The following is an 18,169-nucleotide window of genomic DNA, read 5'->3' on the forward strand; positions in this document are numbered from 1 at the left end:
GCGGCGCACGTGCCCCTTCGTTTTTCTGGATTGAACACTGCTGCCATGCATGACCAAATCGAAAACATCTATTCGCTGACTCCCCTGCAAAAAGGCCTGCTGTACCACGAGGCCTATGCCCCCGAATCACGGGTGTACTACCAGCAGATGAACATCGGCCTGGCCGGTGAACTGGATATCGACGCCTTCCGCCAGGCCTGGATTTCCCTGATGCAGCGCCATGGGGTGCTGCGCACGGCGTTCCTCTGGGAAGAGCTGGACGACGCCTTCCAGGTCATCCTCAAGGAAGTCGAACTGCCGCTTCGCGAAGTCGATCTGCGCGGCAATCCGCAAGGGCTCGCCGCACTGGCGGCGCAGGATCACGCCCAGGCATTCGAACTGAGCGCCGCGCCCTTGATGCGCCTGACCCTGGCTCGCCTGGACGATCAGAACGGCCAGGCCCACTGGTCGCTGCTGTGGACCCACCATCACCTGTTGCTCGATGGCTGGAGCGTCGGCTCGCTGCTGGCGGAGTGGCGCGACCTGTATCGCGCGGCACGTCGTGGCGAACAACCGCTGCTGGAGGTTGTACGGCCGTTCCAGGACTACGTGGCCTACCTCGACGAGCGCCCTTCGGCCGACGAGTTCTGGCGCAGCCGCCTGGCGGACTTCGCCAACACCACCCGCGTTCCCGAACTCGACCCGCGCGGCCTGCTGGCCGCCCCGGTCGACGCGCACCTGCCTTGCACCGAGCACCAGCACGCGCTGGACGCCGCGACCACCGCGCGCCTGAGCGGTTTCGCCCGGGAGCACAACCTCACCCTCAACACCTTGCTGCAAGCGGCTTACGCTTATCTGCTGGGTCGCCACAACGGAAGCGATGAAGCCCTGATCGGCGTCACCGTGGCCGGGCGTCCGCAACGCTTGAGCGGCGTCGAGCGCATGGTCGGACTGTTCATCAACACCTTGCCGTTGCGGGTGCGCTGGGACGATGCCCCGACCGTGGGCCAATGGCTGGCGGGCATCCAGGACTGGAACGCCGAGATGCGCGAGCATGAGCACACGCCGCTGGCCGGCTTGCGTGCACTGACCGCACTGCCGCCCGGTGGCGAGCTGTTCGAAGCGATCATGGTCTTCGAGAACTTCCCGTTCCCCCAGGAGCTGGACCGGATCGACGACAACCTGTTCGGCCTGCCGGATACCGGGCACGCAGCGCCGATGCGCCATACCGGCGGGCGCAACAACTACCCGCTGTCGTTGATCGCCTCGCTGGAAGGCGACTGCCTGCAACTGCATCTGGTGCATCAGCGCAAACGCCTGTCCGATGCCGGCGGCGCACGCCTGTTGCAGCAACTGCTCGCGCTGCTCGACGAACTGAGCCACGACGCGGCCCGGCCATTGGCTGAAGTGCCGCTGTGCCCGGTGCAGGAACTGAGCCTCACGCGCACCTGGGGCAATGGTGCCCCCCTTGAGCTGCCGGCGGCCCCGCTGCATGAACTGATCGCCGCCCAGGCTCGCCGCCATCCCGAGCGAGAAGCCGTGCGCGACGCCAACGCCGCGCTGAGCTACGGCGAACTGCTCGAAGCCTCCAGCGCACTGGCCGGCGCCTTGATCCAGCGCGGCCTGCAAACCGGCGCTCGCGTGGCCCTGGCCCTGCCCCGTGGCAACGACGCCGTGGTCTCGGTGCTGGCGGTGATGCAGGCCGGCGGCTGCTTCCTGCCGCTGGACCTGGGCCAGCCGGCCTCGCGCCTGGGTGCGCTGATGGCCAGTGCCGACGTGGACTTCATTATCGGTGCACCGACCTTCGACATCGCCTGCGCACAAGTGATCGACGCCTCGGCCCGTGTCGCCGGCATCGACCTGCCGGTGGTGGATCAACAGGCCTGCGCCTATGTGATCTACACCTCCGGCTCCACCGGCACGCCAAAAGGTGTGCGCCTGTCCCACCGCGCCATCGTCGCCTATGTCAGCGGCATTCTGGCGGAGCTTGGCTGTGCCGAGGCGGAACAACCCTGGCGTCATGCACTGCTCTCGACTCTCGCGGCCGACCTGGGCTACACCCAGTTGTTCGGCGCATTGGCCAGCGGTGGCAGCCTGTTGCTGGTGGACGACGACACCCGCGCCGACCCGAATGCCCTGGCGCAACTGTTCAGCGAATTCACCCCGGATCTGGTCAAGCTCACGCCCAACCACCTGCATGGCCTGCTGGCGGCCCATCCGCACGCCAGCCTGCTGCCCCGTCGTGCCCTGCTGCTCGGTGGCGAAGCGCTGCAAGGCGCCTTGCTGGAGACGGTCCGCGCACTGCGTCCGGACCTCGCGGTCTACAACCACTACGGCCCCACCGAAAGCGCCGTGGGCATTTGCCTGTCGCGCATTGACCAGGCCCTGCCCGGCGTGCAGCCGCTGGGCTATCCGCAACCCAACCGCCAATTGCGCGTCATCGACAGCCAGGGCCAGGCCCTGCCGGTCGGTATCCCCGGCGAGCTGTGGGTCGGCGGTGAAGGCCTGGCCATCGATTACCTGGGCGATCCGGCACAAACCGCCGCCCGTTTCACCGCCATCGCTGACCTGCCTCGCGCCTACCGCACCGGCGACCGCGTACGCTGGCTGGAGTCCGGCGAACTGGCGTTCCTCGGCCGCGTCGACAACCAGATCAAGCTGCGCGGCTACCGCATCGAGCTGGGCGAAGTCGAAGCGCAGATCAAGCGCCTGTCGAGCAACATCGAGCAGGTGCTGGTGCGCGTGGTACAACCGGCCAACGAAACGCCACGGCTGATTGCCTGGCTGGTGGCAAGCACTTCCCTGTCCACCGACAAGCTGCGCTCCGACCTGGCCCTGCGCGTGCCGGACTACATGGTGCCGGCGGACTTCATCGCCCTCGACGCCATCCCGCTCAACGCCAACGGCAAGCCGGACATCGCCCGCCTGCCCCTGCCCGACGCACCGGTCAGCCAGGACAGTTACGTGGCGCCGCGCGATGCGGTGGAAACCGCCTTCGCCGAGATCTGGCAGGACGTGCTGCAAGTCGAGCGCGTCGGCATTCACGACAACTTCTTCGCCCTGGGCGGCGACTCGATTCTCAACCTGCAAATCATCGCCCGCGCCCACCAGCGCGGGATGAAGCTGACGCCCAAGCAGCTGTTCGAAAACCGCACCATCGCCGAAATCTCGGCGGTGCTCAGCCAAGGGGCGAACTACAGCCGCGACACCGCCGCTGTCGCACGCCAAGTGCCGCTGACAGCGGGCCAACATGCCCGTCTCGAAGCCGGTCCCCTGACGGCCGACTGGCGTTGCGTGGCACTGCATTCGCCGATCAGCGTCGAGGTGCTGGACCGCGCGGTGCTGGCCCTGCAAAAGCAGCACCGGGCGCTGCAACTCGGTTTGGCCGAGCAGGCCGATGGCAGCTGGAAACAGACACTGCCGGGCACGCCGAAACCGGCCGGCGCCAGCCGCCAGCCGCTGAACATCAATGATTCGAAGGCACTGACCGAGCTGGCCGAAACCACGCTGGCCTCGCTGGATCTCGCCGCCGGCGAAGGCTGGCACGCCTGCCTGTCGGAACAGGGCGATGCCGTGTTGCTGGTGACCCATGCCCTGCGCCTGGACTGCGCGTCCTGGGCATTGCTGATGACTGACCTGGCGCTGGCCGTGGCGCAGGCGCAATACGACCGTGCAATCGAGCTGCCCCATCATGGCGGGCACCTGGATGAATGGGCCGAACACCAAAACGCCCGCGCCGGCGATGAAGACGGCCTGGAGTCGGCCTGGGAATACTGGTTGCAGTACGCCGGCGAAAACCTCTCGCCGGCCCCGCACATGGACGCCCCGGTCTCGACCAGCCGGGTGCGGATTGCCGATGCGCTCAACGCTCGCCTGAGCCTGCTGCAACGCCGCAGCCATGCGCCGTGGTCGTCGCTGGTGGCGACCGCCGTGGCGGTGGAACTGGCAGAGCATACAGCCGCTGAAGACGTGTGGCTGACCCTGGATCGCGGTCGTTGCGAGCGCGCACGCTTGCCGCTGACCAGTACGCTGAGCCGCACCGACTTCGACCCGGCCACGGTGATCGGCGCGCTGAGCCACGCCGTTCCCCTGCGCCTGAGCGTTGCACCGGCCGCCAGCGCCGCCGGATGGCTGGCACAGGTCGACGCGCAACTGGCCGCCGCGCCACACGCCGGCGACGATTATGGCGTGCTGCGTTACCTGGCCGACAACGACTACCTGCGTGAACCGCTGCTGAGTCTGCCGCAGCCGGCGGTGCATATCGTCATGGCCGGCGAATGGCTGGCCCATGAAGGCCCGTTGGGCGAGGTCATCGCCGGCAGCGCGCCGGTCGATGCCCGTGGCCTGACCCTGTCGGTCAGCCTGCAACAGGGCCACCTGCAAATCGATTGCCGTGGCCCGGGCGCCGAACAGTGGGCCCTGACGTTGGAACAGCGTCTGAAGCAACTGGCCGACGCCGCCGAACACGCCAGCCCCGGTGCCCACGCGTTCCCGCTGTGCCGGGCCGCCGGGCATGACCTGACCGCCCTGGGTGCTAATTTCGACTGGGCCGGCATCGACGACCTGCTGCCCCTGTCGCCGATGCAGGAAGGCATGCTGCTGCACACCCTGCTGCGCCCCAACAGCGGCATTTACCTGATGCAGCAACGCTATCGCTGGGACGGCGAGCTGGACCGCAGCGCGATTGAATATGCCTGGGCGCAACAACTGGCCCGCCACCCGATGTTGCGTACCGGTTTCTGGTGGCAGGACGGCAAGGCCGCGCTGCAATGCGTCTACCGCGATACCGACCCGGCCTTCGCCTGGTACGACTGGCGCGGCCTCGACGAAGCGAGCCGCCAGCGCCAGATGAATGCGGTGCTGGACGCCGAATGCCGTCAGGGCTTCGACATGCGTCGCCCGCCGCTGACCTTCCTGCGGGTGTTCCAGGTCGCCGATCAGGAATTCCTCATCGTGCGCAGCTTCCATCACATCCTCACCGATGCCTGGTGCTTCGGCCTGTTGATGGCCGACCTGTTCGCCCACTATCAGGCGCGAGTACTCGACCAACCGGCGGCGCGTCCATTGCTGCCGTCGTTCAGCAACTACATCCACTGGCTGCAGTGCCAGGACAGCCGCATTACCGAGCAATTCTGGACCCGCGAACTCGCCGGCTTCAGTGCGCCGACGCCGTTGGTGGTGGACCGTCCGGCAGCAGCCGAGCAAGCGGTCGAAGCGGTGGCCAACCTCGACGTCACCCTGTCGATTGCCGACACCCGCGCGTTGACCGCGCTGTGCCAACAGCATCAGCTCACGCCCAACACCTGGATTCAGGGGGCCTGGGCCTTGCTGCTGTCGCGCTACAGCGGCAGCGATGACGTGCTGTTCGGCGTCACGGTGTCGGGTCGTCCGACCGAATTGCCCGGTGTGGAAGACATCGTCGGCCTGTTCATCAACAGCCTGCCGCTGCGGGTCAAGGTCGATGATTCGCAAGCCGTGGTGCCTTGGTTGCAGGCCCTGTTCGCGCACAACTTCGAGCTGCGCGCCTACGAGCACGCGCCGCTGGTGGACATCCAGCGCTGGAGCGAAGTCGAGCACGGCCGTTCGCTGTTCGACAGCCTGGTGGTGTTTGAGAACGCGCCGTTCGATGCCGGCCTGTCGGACCGTCAGGTGGACTTCAACGTCGACATCTACGAAGACCGCGTGCACACCAACTACCCGATGACTGTGGTGCTGTACCCCGGCGACCGCCTGGGCATCCGCCTGACCTACGATGCCGCGCGTTTCGACACCGACACCGTGCAGCGCATGCTCGGCCACTTGCGTCAGTTGCTCACGCAAATGGTCGCCGAGCCTCAGGCCCCCCTGGGCTCGTTGTCGCTGCTCACGCCCGAGGAACGCCAGACCCTGTTGCTGGACTGGAACCGCAGCGAGCTGGACTTCCCGCTGGACCAGACCTACGCGCAACTGTTCGCCGGGCAAGTGGCGGCGCATCCGCAGCGCATCGCCGCCGTGTGTGGCGACGACAGCCTGACCTACGCCGAACTGGACCAGCGCTCCAACCGCCTGGCCCGTGCGCTGGTCGAGACCGGCGCCGGTCGCGACACCCTGGTGGCACTTGCCGGCGAGCGCGGCCTGCCGTTGCTGAGCATGATGATTGCCGTGCTCAAGGCCGGTGCCGCCTACCTGCCGCTGGACATCAAGCATCCGCCACAGCGGTTGAGTGAGATTCTCGAACTGTCCGGCGCGCGGATCCTCATGACCAGTGCCAGCGCCGATCCGGTGATCGAACCGGCGCTGGCCGCCAGCACCGCCAAACCGCTGCGCCTGCGCACCGAAGCCCTGTGGCTGGCGGGCGACGCCTCGCCGCTGAACGTAGCGGGCAGCCCCGACGACCTGGCCTACGTGATCTTCACCTCGGGCTCCACCGGCACGCCGAAAGGCGCCATGGTCGAGCAACGGGGCATGCTCAACAACATCTTCGGCAAAGTCCCGACCCTGGGCCTGTCGGGGGCCGATCGCATCGCCCAGACCGCCTCGCCGGCGTTCGACATTTCGGTCTGGCAGTTCCTCGCCGCGCCGATCCTCGGTGCCACGGTGCATATCCTGCCGGACCTGATCGCCCACGATCCGGAGCGCCTGTTGCAGGCACTGGAGCAGCAGCAACTGTCGGTGCTCGAAGCCGTGCCGACCATGATCCGCGCGCTGCTCGACCTGGCCGATAGCGACACCCGGCTGTCCGCCCTGCGCTGGCTGCTGCCCACCGGCGAAGCCCTGCCGCCGGCCTTGGCCCAGGCGTGGTTGAGCCGCTTTGCCCATGTACCGCTGATGAACGCCTACGGCCCGGCGGAATGCTCGGACGACGTGGCGTTCCATCCGTTGACCGAAGTGCCGAGTGAAGCGGGCAACGCTATGCCGATCGGTCGCCCGACCGCCAACAACCATTTGTATCTGGTGGACGCGGCACTGCGCCCGGTGCCGGTGGGCGTGCCGGGGGAAATCTGTGCCGGTGGTGTCGGCGTCGGTCGCGGTTACCTCAACGACCCGGAAAAAACCCGCACGGCCTTTGTCGACCATCCATTCGAACCCGGCGCCCGCTTCTATCGCACCGGTGACCTGGGACGCTGGCGTGCCGACGGGGTGCTGGAATTCCTCGGGCGTCGCGATCAGCAGGTGAAGATTCGCGGTCACCGCATCGAGCTGGGCGAGATCGAAGACCACCTGGGTCGTCACCCTGCCGTGCAAGCGGTGGCGGTGATCGTCAACGCCGACCAGCGCGGCGACCTGCAACTGGTGGCCTACTGGGTCGGCGGCGCCACCCCGGTCGCGGTGCTGCGCGACTGGCTGGGCCAACGCCTGCCGTCGTACATGGTGCCCGCGCACTGGCAACAGCTGGAGGCGCTGCCGCAAAACGCCAACGGCAAGGTCGACCGCAAGCAGCTGAGCGCACGCCAACTGGACCATCAGGACCTGTGCGAACAACGGCCGCTGGACAGTGAAACCGAACTACAACTAGGCGCGATCTGGGCGCAGATCCTCAACCTGAACGCCATCGGTGCCGACGACAACTTCTTCGCCCTGGGCGGCCATTCGTTGCTGGCAACCCTGGTGGTGTCGCGGATTCGCAGCCAATTGGCGGTCGAATTGCCACTGCGCGCGGTGTTCGATCATCCGGTGCTGGCAAACCTCGCCCTAGCCATCGACAAGGCACGCCTGCAAGCGGCCCCGGTCACCCTGCCGGCCATCACCCAGGCGTCGCGCGCCAATCCGCTGCCGTTGTCGTTCGCCCAGCAACGGCTGTGGTTCCTCGAACAACTGAACCCTGGCTCCAGCGGTTTCAACATTCCGTTCGCCCTGACCCTGACCGGGGCGCTGAATGTCGAAGCGTTACGCCTGGCGTTCGAACAGTTGATCGCCCGTCATGAAGTGCTGCGCAGCACCGTGCACAGCGATCACGGCGAACCCTGGCAGCGCATCGAAGCGCCACAGCCGTTCGCCCTGCCGATCACCGACCTGCAACAAATCGAGGCCACCGAATCGGCCATTGAAGCGCAACTGGCAGAGGTCTTCGGCCAACCGTTCGACCTGACCCGTGCGCCGTTGATTCGTGCACGCCTGCTGCAACTGGACGGGCAGACCCACGTGCTGGCCATCGCCATGCACCACATCGCCGTGGATGCCTGGTCCATCGCGCAACTGGTGGAGCAACTGGCCACCGACTATGGGGCATTCGGCACAGGTTCCGCCGGCATCGAAACCCCGGCGCTGCAATATGCCGACTTCGCCGTGTGGCAACGTACCCACCTGCCCGGCCCGGTCTGGCAGCAACAGCTGGGTTACTGGCGCCAGCAGTTGCAAGCCAGTCCCGGGCCGTTGCTGTTGCCGGGTGCCCTGTCTCAACCCCAGGTGCAGGCTCAGGGTTGCGCCCGTCATCGCCGACGCCTGCCGGTTGCCCTGGCCAGGGCCATCGGTGAGTTGGCCACGGCGCGCGAGGCGTCGCCGTTCATGGTGTTGCACAGCGCGCTGAACGTGCTGCTGCACCAGCAGACCGGGCGCGACGACCTGCTGGTCGGCACCGACATTGCCAACCGCCATCAACAGCAGACCGAAGACATGGTCGGCTTCTTCGTCAACCAGTTGGTGCTGCGCTGCCGAGTGACACACCAGCAGACCTTCGCCGAGCTGCTCGGCGCGGCCCGCCGTGTCGCGCTGGACGCCTTTGCCCATCAGGACTTGCCGTTCGATGCGCTGGTGGCCGACCTGCTGCCACAGCGCGACGCCCGCTACACGCCGTTCTTCCAGGTCAAGCTGGTGGTGCAGAACACCCGGCAGCAGGACTTGCAGTTGCCGGGGCTGGCGATCAGCGAACGGGAGCTGGAACCGCAGGCCGCGGATGTCGACCTGCTGATCAACGTGGTGGATGACGGCGACGGCTGGCTGGTGGTCTACGACTACGACACCAGCCGCTATGCCGGCGCCTACATCGAACTGCTCGACAGCCTGTTCGTGTGCCTGCTCGAACAACTTGCGCAGAACGCCGATCTCAACGTTGCGCAGCTGCTTGAGCCACTCAATCAACTGCAACAGGCCCGCCGCGACCAGGCCCAGGCAGCGTTGCGCGAGGCCGGCAACGCCCGCCAGAGCACCCTGGGACAGGCCCGTCGCCGCAGTGTCGTGAAGGATGCCGAGCAATGATTGCCGTCGACCGCGCGACCCTCGCCCTGATGTCCAACTTTTTTGTACAGGTCTCAGCATGACTCAGACGCACGAAGACACGCCCTTCGAAGGCTTCGAACTGTCGCCGCAACAGGCGAAACTGTGGCGCCAGCAACAAGCCCGCCTGACGGCCAATGCGCAACGGGCCACCTTGCGAATTCGCAGCGAGCAGCCACTGGACCGCAGCCGGCTGGACAGTGCCTTGCAACAGCTGGTGCAACGCCACGAGATCCTGCGCACCCGTTACCAGCACCTGCCGGGGCTGTCGTTGCCGATGCAGGTGATCGACGACGCCAGCGCGGACTTGGCTTCGCTGGCCATCGAATTGCACCTCGACACCGATGGCCGCGGGGCGACACTGCAGCTGCCGGCACTGCACCTGGACAGCTCCAGCCTGGGTTTCCTCGGTGAAGAATGGGCCCTGGGCTACTTGCAGGCAGCGCCCCAGGACCCGCCACTGCAATACGCCGACTACGCGGCCTGGCGCCAGGAGTGCGCGGACGACGAGCACAGCCGGCAGTTCTGGAACGAACAGCTGGGTGAGATAGTCGCCGACGTGCCATTGCCATGGCACCGGCAGAACCCGTCCCTCTCCGGGGCCTTCGAACCGGGCCACTTGCAACTGGCGCTGGACGGAGCAACTGCGCAGCGCCTCGATGAACGGGCGGGCAGCCTCGGCGTCAGCGTCGGCATCGTCGTGCTCGCCGCCTGGGTCACACTGTGGCAACGCTACAGCGAAGCCGAACGCCTGACCCTGGCCTACGACCATCAGCTGCGCCCGGATGCGCTGGGCGATGCCCTCGGTCTGTTTTCCGAAGCGCTGCCGCTGACCCTCGATACCGCGCCTGAACTGGCGTTTTCCGCGCTGTGCCAGCAACTGAGCGAACGCGTCGGCCTGCTCGACGACGCCCGGGACAGCTACCCGAGCCATCTGGGCAACACGCCGTCGTTGTCGGGCGTGGGTTTCCGCGAACTCTCCGTGGCGCCCCGCAGTGCCCTGAACGATGCCGGCTGGCAGATCGACCTGGCCGACAGTGTCACTGCCAGTTGCGCCCTGCTGTTGCAGTACCGGCCGCAGTCGGCCAGTGCCTTGGCGCTGCATTTCGACGCGTCGCTCTACCAGGCGGCCCATGTCGACATCCTCGCCGGGCAACTGCTGAGCGTGCTCGAACACAGCCTGCGCGAGCCTTCGGCCAACCTGGGCCAGCTGGCCACCTGCAACGCCGACGAGCTGCAGCGCGTGACCGGCGCACTGAGCGCCTCGCCGTGTCTGACACCAGCCGAGGAACAGCTGTACAACGCGACCTTCGCCCTGCCGAACCTGGCCGCCTGCTTCTCCCTCGGCTCGGCGGCCAACGCCCAGCGTCCGGCGGTGACCGGGCCGAGCGGCACCTTGAGCCATGCCGAGCTGGAACAACGGGTCAGCGCCCTGACCCAGCATCTGCTGGCGCAAGACCTGCAGCCCGGCGCACGGATCGCGCATTTCCTGCCGCGCGACATTGATGCCGTGGTGGCCCTGGTGGCGATCCTGCGCGCAGGCGCCTGCTACGTGCCGATCGATCCGTCCTACCCCGCCGAACGCATCGAACACATCCTGCGCGACAGCCAGGCGCGCCTGGTGCTCACGCTCAAGGCGCGGGTGCAAGACCTGCCGACCGACTGGCAAGCGAACGCACTGGCCATCGATCAAGCACTGCCGGTGTCGGCATTGCGGCCGGAGCCGCAAGTAGCGCGGGAGCAGCCGGCCTACCTGATCTATACCTCCGGCAGCACCGGCCAACCCAAGGGCGTGGTGATCAGTCACGCCAACGCCCTGCACTCGCTGGCGGCGCGGCTGGCCGGCTACCCGCAGTCGGTGCAGCGCTTCCTGCTGCTGTCGTCGTTCGCCTTCGACAGCTCCATCGCCGGGCTGTTCTGGAGCCTGGCCCAGGGTGGCTGCCTGCATCTGGCCAGCGAAAGCGAACAGAAAGACCCGATGCAACTGGCGCGCCTGATCCGCGCTCACGGCGTATCGCACCTGTTGGCGCTGCCGTCGCTGTATGCCCTGTTGCTGGATGAACTGGGGGACAGCCCGAGCCCGCTGAACACCGCGATTGTCGCCGGCGAAAGCTGCCCTCCCGCCCTGGTCGCCAGCCACTATCGCCGGCAACCCCAGGCCCGGCTGTACAACGAATACGGCCCGACGGAAGCGTCGGTCTGGAGCACCGTTGCCCTGTGCCAGCCTGACCAGGGCGCCGGGTCGGTGCCAATCGGCCACGCCATTGCCCACACGCGGGTGTACCTGCTCGACAGCGATGGCGCGCCAGTGGCACGCGGGCTCAAGGGGGAAATCCACATTGCCGGGCCGGGCCTGTCCGAAGGCTATCTGGGGCTGGCGCAGATGAGCGCGGAAAAATTCATCCGCGCCAGCCACCCCGCACTCGATGGCCAGCGCCTGTACCGCACCGGCGATTTCGCCTGGCAGGACCTGGACGGGCAGTTGATGTTCCTCGGGCGCACCGACTCGCAAATCAAGCTGCGCGGCTACCGCATCGAGCTGGGGGAAATTGAAACCGCGCTGGTGAATGTCACCGGCGCCAAACTGGTGGTGGTGCTGCTGGACAACACCCAGGCCGAACCGAGCCTGCGCGCCTTCGTCGAGTCGGCCGCGCCCTTGCAGGCCAGTGCCGTGCGCGAATCCCTGGGCGCCCTGTTGCCGGCGCACATGATTCCCTCCGACATCCAGTGGCTGGCGCAACTGCCGCGCACCGCCAACGGCAAAGTCGACCACCGCGCCCTTCTGGCCCGCGTGCCGAACCGCAGCCTGGCGGCGTACGCGGCGCCCGAAGGGCATATCGAGCAAGTGCTCGCGGCCATCTGGCAAGAGTTGCTGCAAGTCGAAGTGATCGGTCGGCATGACGACTTCTTCGCCCTCGGCGGACATTCCTTGCTGGTGGTGCGCATGACCGCGCGCCTGCGCGCCACCCTGGGCATCGAAGTACCGGTCAGCGTGATTTTCCAGCACCCGACGCTCATCGATCTCGCCAAACAGGTTGCCCGCCCCGACGACCGTGCCGCCGTCATCACCTTGCAGGCCGGAAACGAAGGCGAGACACCTCTGTTCTGCCTGCACCAGCCGGCGGGCGGCGTTCATCACTACTTGCCGATGCTTGACGGCTTGCCCGACGAACTGCCGGTGTATGGCATCACGCTGCCCGAATCCCTGCGCGAGCGGAGTCTCGCGGCGCTGGCCAGCGAATATCTGCCCCACATCCGCAATATTCAGGCGCAAGGTCCGTACCGCCTGGGGGGCTGGTCCATGGGCGGCTTGCTCGCCCTGGAACTGACGCGGCAACTGGAGGCACAAGGACAAACCGTCGAGTGGCTGGGCCTGTTCGACAGCACCTTCCATGCCGAGGACGACGCACTGGAGTGGGATGCGCTATATGCCATCGTTCGTGAGGAACTGAGCAGCGACAGCAGCCAGCGCCTGAATTCGCTCGATGGGCAATGCCTGGCGCAACTGCAAACGGCCACCGCCGGTGTGGGCCGTGTCGATCAATTGCGCTTTGCCTATCTGCACTGGGCCAGCGCCAACGGCCTGACCCTCAATGCCCCCCTGGCCTATGTTGAGCAGACCTTGAACGTGATGGCCGACGCCCGGCGCTGGGTCACTGGCTACAGTGTGCCGAAGGTCGCTGCCACCCTGCGGTTGTGGTGGGCCGATCAAACCCTCGCCGAGCGCCCGGCGCTGCCGGCACAGTGGGACGCGGTCAGTCAGCGAACCTGTCATTATCAGGTGCCGGCCGATCACGAGACGATTCTCGGGCAGCCTGCCTTCCAAGAACAATTGAACAAGTCGCTGGCCACGGCCTCGACGGAAACCTGCGCATGAATCTGATTCTCTATCTCTACCGCCAATCGGCGCGCCTGCTGGCCCTGGCCTCGATCACCGGTGCATTGGGCGGCTTGGCCAGTGCCGGGCTGGTGATCCTGATCAACCGCGGGCTGGCCGACCCACAACAGCTGCCGGAGCTGGCCCTGGGTTTTTTCGGGCTCTGCGCCGGCATGTTGCTGAGCAAGCTGTGCTCGGAACTGTCGCTGCTGCACCTGACCCAGAGCGCGATCTTCCAGATGCGCATCGACCTGTCGCGCAAGCTGCTGGCCACGCCGCTCAAACGCCTGCAAGGCATGGGTAAACACCGCTTGCTGGTGATCCTCACCGAAGACGTCCACACCTTCACGGCGGCCTTCGAGTGGGTGCCGCTGCTGTTCGTGAACGCCGTGGTGACCCTGGCCTGCTTCGCCTATCTGGCCTGGCTGTCGTGGTCGTTGCTGGCGATCCTGGCGCTGTTCCTGCTGGTGGGCCTGGTGGCGTTCCACCTCGCCGAACGCGGGCCGCTGGGCCACCTGGAAAAGGTCCGTCAGCAAAAGGACGTGCTGTACCAGCACTTTCGCAGCCTGATCGAAGGCAGCAAGGAGCTGCAACTGAACAATGCCCGGGGCGAGGCCTTTGTCGAGCGGGTCATCCGTCCGGGTGCCGACGAGTTTCGCCTGCGTTTCCTGCGCGGCATGGCCGGGTATTCAGTGGTGGCCAACCTCGGCACGCTGCTGTTCTACCTCAACCTTGGCGTGCTGTTGTTCGTCGTGCCGTTTTGGCTGCCGCAATCGCCGACCGTGCTGGTCAGTTTCACCGTGACCTTGCTGTACCTGGTGCGGCCGATTTCCGACCTGATGATCGCCCTGCCCTCGCTGCGCCAGGCCAGCATTGCGCTGACCCGTATTCGCCAGCTGGATGCTGAACTGAGCGCCGAAGAAAAAGTGACCGCTCCGATTGGTAATCCGTTTTCCAGCGAAGGGCCGATGCGCCTTTTGCTTAATGGCGTGTGCCACCGCTATCCGGGTGAGCACGAAGACCACCCGTTCATGCTTGGCCCGGTGGACCTGAGCTTGGAACAGGGCGAGCTGGTGTTCGTGGTCGGTGGCAACGGCAGTGGCAAGACCACCCTGTCGATGCTGCTGCTCGGACTCTATGCACCGGAATCCGGCTGCGTGCTGTTCAATGGCGTGGAAGTCAACGACGACAACCGCGAGCAATACCGTCAGCACTTCGCTGCCGTGTTCGCCGATTTCCACCTGTTCGAGCACCTGCTGGGAGATGAAGGACCGGATGCCGAACACCGCACCGCCGAGGCTACCCGTTATGTGAAAGCCCTGGGGCTGGGGCATAAGGTCAGCATCGTCGACGACCGTTTCTCCACCGTGGACCTGTCCACCGGGCAGCGCAAACGGCTGGCACTGGTGTCGGCGTATCTGGACGACAAGCCCTTCTACCTGTTCGACGAATGGGCCGCCGACCAGGACCCGACCTTCAAGCGCGTGTTCTACATGGAGCTGCTGCCGGAGCTCAAGGCCCGGGGCAAAACCGTGATCGTGATCACCCACGACGACGCGTACTTCCAGCAGGCCGACCGGGTACTGAAAGTCGAGAACGGTCGCCTGACCCAGGTCGAAGCCCACGCGGCGTATGCCTGATGAGAGGGTGAGCGGATACCCCCAATCCCCTGTGGGAGCGAGCCTGCTCGCGATTGCGGAGTGTCATTCAGCATAAATGTTGACTGACACGGCGCTATCGCGAGCAGGCTCGCTCCCACAAGTTCGTAAGTGAATTTGAGAACTGTTAACCTGCCGCGCCGCTTGAGTTGCGAGACGCGACGCAGTCAGTCGACGGGGTACCGGTGGTACTGCCGTGCAGTTTTGAGGAGTCAATGTCGACTACAGTTCAGGGAGCGATCCATTACTGAACGATAAACGCCTGGCCTTGTGCAGGTCAGGCGTGACGATCGGAAACCGCAATGGAGGATTGCATATGCACGGCTATGGAATGGTTGGAGACTTACTCCATCTGGCCCTTTATTTACTGAGCATTGGATTTTGGGCGCTGTTCTTTATCGTCTGTATTTTCAATGCCAAGTACCGTTTGAAAAGACTGCTGGGCACACATGCACTGCTGATCGGCCTGCTGTTTTTTCCGGTGCTGCCCGCGACAGTCGTCGGTGGCGGGTTGATCGCCTTCGGTATCGAAAGCCTGGTCTGGAGCCTGTGCATCGCCGGCGTGGGAATACCGCTGGCCGGTCTGGAGTTTGTCCGTCGTCACACCTGAATCGGCAGACACTGGCCGGGCGACCGGGATGGCGCTGATTTCCCCCAATCCCTGTAGGAGCGAGCCTGCTCGCGATGGCCTTCAGGGCACCGCGTTCAGCCGGCAAGCATGCGTAATCGTTAACGACCATCGCGAGCAGGCTCGCTCCTACAAGTGCTGCACAGACAAAGAAGGGAATCAACCCTCCTCATAGATGTAATGCAGGTAACTCACCTGTTCCGCCACCGGCAGGCGGTGCAGTTTGGGGCAGGACTCGCACAAAACGGGCGGCTCGCCTTCGACCGGCTCGTGCAACTGGTAATGCAGGCAGCAATGCCGACGCAAGGGTAGCTGGGGAACAATCTGTGGCGCAGGCGATTCGACCATGCGTTGCAGGCCCCGCAACTTCAGGCGCCCGTCGTTCACTATCGCCCGCTCCAGCCACTGGTGTGCCTCGGCGAATCCGTCCCTGGACAAGCTGGCATCCATTCTTGCGAAAGCACCGTCCCAGATGGCGACCATGTTGCCCCACAGTATTTTCGGGGCCAGGCCACCGGCGGCGGCCAGGGTAGTGAACAACGGCGTCAGATGCTCGTGAATCAATCGCGACCAGTAGGCCGCACGGTCCTGCCGGGCCAGTGTTGCGGGTTGGACAGCCAATCCGACGGACTGGGGCGAACCGTCATCGTCGTGCAGCAGCACCGCCTCCCCGCTCCAGAAATCGATCGCACTCTGACGGGTGAGGACACAGGCGAATGCGGCCGGCAGGACGATGCTCATGTAGTTCATCGACCACTGCGAAACCACCGCCGCGCGGTTCACCCCCGGATAAAGCAGGGCAAAGCGGCTCAGCAAGGGGTGCAGCACGGCGGGGTCGGAGATCTGGCTCAAGGCGATTGAAGGCTGGTCACCCGGCTCATTGCAGATGACCCGCTGTATCGGTGGCCAGGCCTGGGTGAGCCATTCTGGAAATTCGATGACGGGACTCCCGTGACTATCCCTATTGAATGCAAACGATTAGCATTGGCCGATCGTATCCTTACTCACTTGCAAACTCAACGTCGCTAGCGACCGGGCCCATTACGACCTCATGCAAACTCTCCGCAATTTCTGGCGTCTCGCAGGGCCATTCTGGGCCTCGGAAGAAAAGTACCCGGCGTTGTTGTTGCTGGTGGCCACCGTGGTGATGACCCTGTGCCTGGTGGGGGTCAACATCCTAACCAACTTCTGGAACCTGCACTTCTACAACGCCCTGCAGGCTCTGGATTACCAGGGCTTTATCGTCGGTAGCGTGCAATTCATCCTGCTGCAGATCGGCACCGCCACCTTTACCGTAGCCGCGTTTCACTTCCAGCAGAAACTGACGCTGCGCTGGCGGCGCTGGGCCACCCATAACCTGCTCGAACAATGGCTTGGCAACCAGCGCTACCAGAAGCTCAAACTGACCGAGAACGAAGTCGACAACCCCGACCAGCGGATTGCCGAAGACATCGACCTGTTCATCGTCAAATCCCTGAAACTGACCCTGGGCCTGCTGACCTCGGTGGTCTCGCTGTTCTCCTTCCTGCACATCATCTGGCAGGCCTCCAGCCTGGTCAGCGTACCGTTCGCCGGTGACTCGGTGATCATTCCCGGGTTGCTGGTGTGGATCGCCATTGTCTACGCGCTGGCAGGCACCGGGCTGGCGTTCTGGCTGGGCCGTGCGTTGCCACGCCTGAACTTCCTGCAACAGCGCCGTGAAGCCGACTTTCGTTTCTCGCTGATGCGCCTGCGGGAGAACGCCGACTCGGTAGCCCAGTACAAGGGCGAAGCCGTGGAAAACCTGCGTTTCAACCAACGCCTGGAGGCGGCGCTGGAGAACTTCTGGGAGCTGGTGAAAAAGCAGAAGCTGATCATGGGTTACTCGACCTTCTACCTGCGCAGCGCCACGGTCATCCCGATGTTCATCATGGCGCCGCAGTTCTTCGCCGGCGCCTTCCCCCTCGGCCGCCTGACACAGATCAGCGCCGCCTTCGGCGAGGTGCACTCGGCCATCGCCTATCTGGTGGAGGTATTCCCGGAGCTGTCGGCGTGGAAATCGGTGATCGACCGCTTGATCGGCTTTCAGGAGCGCCTGGACAAGGTCGAGGTCAAGTCCAATGTCGTCGAAGGGCATCAGGTCGAAGGCTTCGAGATCCGGGATCTGGACATCTGGCTGCCCAACGGCCGGCGCCTGTTCGATGGCTTCAACCTTTCGCTCAAGCCCGGTGACAGCCTGCTGATCAGCGCACCGTCGGGCTATGGCAAGTCGACGTTCATTCGCACCGTCACCGGGCTCTGGCCCCACGCCAGCGGCTCTGCCAGCTATGACCGCGAGCGCGCTCTGACCCTCTCGCAAAAACCTTATCTGCCACTGGGCAGCCTGCGCGAGGCCTTGTGGTACCCCAACCCGCCGGATCGCGAAGCAGACGCCGCCTTGCGCCTGACCCTGCAGCAAATCGGCCTGCAACACCTGAGCGAACAGCTGGATCAGGAACATGACTGGTCGCAGACCCTGAGCGTCGGCGAACAGCAACGCTGCGCCTTCGTCCGCGCCCTGCTCGCCCGCCCTGCGGTGCTGTTCCTCGACGAGAGCAGTTCGGCACTGGACGCGGCCAACGAAGCGCACTGTTATCAACTACTCAAGCAAACCCTGCCGGACACCATCCTGATCAGCGTCGGCCACAACGCTTCGCTGGAGCGCTTCCACTGGCAGGTGCTGGAACTGCAAAGCGAGGCGCGGTGGTTGCATCGCAGGGTTGAGCAGCCGGTTTGAACCTTCACAGAAAATCAAACTGTAGGAGCGAGCCTGCTCGCGATGAGGGAGTGTCAGCCGACATCATCATTGACTGACCC

The 18,169-nt window shown here is 65.2% G+C and carries 6 protein-coding genes; 5 read left to right on the forward strand and 1 reads right to left on the reverse strand.

Annotated elements, in window-relative coordinates:
- The first annotated feature begins 45 nt into the window (after positions 1-45).
- From ABTV29_RS19440 to ABTV29_RS19455, 4 genes are all read left to right on the forward strand, one after another.
- Positions 46-9,153, forward strand: a complete 9,108-nt coding sequence (locus ABTV29_RS19440; protein WP_433766311.1) for an amino acid adenylation domain-containing protein — start codon at positions 46-48, stop codon at positions 9,151-9,153.
- A gap of 58 nt (positions 9,154-9,211) precedes the next feature.
- Positions 9,212-13,048 carry a non-ribosomal peptide synthetase gene (locus ABTV29_RS19445; protein ID WP_433766312.1) on the forward strand — a complete coding sequence of 1,279 codons (3,837 nt, stop codon included), beginning with the start codon at positions 9,212-9,214 and terminating at the stop codon, positions 13,046-13,048.
- Complete coding sequence (locus ABTV29_RS19450; protein WP_433766313.1) at positions 13,045-14,688, forward strand: cyclic peptide export ABC transporter; 1,644 nt, start codon at positions 13,045-13,047, stop codon at positions 14,686-14,688. Before ABTV29_RS19445 ends, ABTV29_RS19450 begins: the two co-directional genes overlap by 4 nt.
- A 334-nt stretch (positions 14,689-15,022) precedes the next feature.
- On the forward strand, positions 15,023-15,316 hold the full coding sequence (locus ABTV29_RS19455; protein WP_433766314.1) for a hypothetical protein: 294 nt from the start codon (positions 15,023-15,025) through the stop codon (positions 15,314-15,316).
- A 177-nt stretch (positions 15,317-15,493) separates the two neighbouring features.
- On the opposite strand, the gene fhuF is transcribed toward ABTV29_RS19455, so the two are convergent.
- Entirely contained in the window at positions 15,494-16,186 is a 693-nt protein-coding gene (gene fhuF / locus ABTV29_RS19460) for a siderophore-iron reductase FhuF (RefSeq protein WP_433766315.1), read from the reverse strand.
- 199 nt (positions 16,187-16,385) lie between these two features.
- Between fhuF and ABTV29_RS19465 the strand changes: the two genes are divergently transcribed.
- Complete coding sequence (locus tag ABTV29_RS19465; protein WP_433766316.1) at positions 16,386-18,089, forward strand: ABC transporter ATP-binding protein/permease; 1,704 nt, start codon at positions 16,386-16,388, stop codon at positions 18,087-18,089.
- The last annotated feature ends 80 nt before the right edge of the window (positions 18,090-18,169 follow it).

Origin of the sequence: Pseudomonas putida (assembly GCF_050989985.1) — a bacterium.
Taxonomy (GTDB): Bacteria; Pseudomonadota; Gammaproteobacteria; order Pseudomonadales; family Pseudomonadaceae; genus Aquipseudomonas; species Aquipseudomonas putida_AI.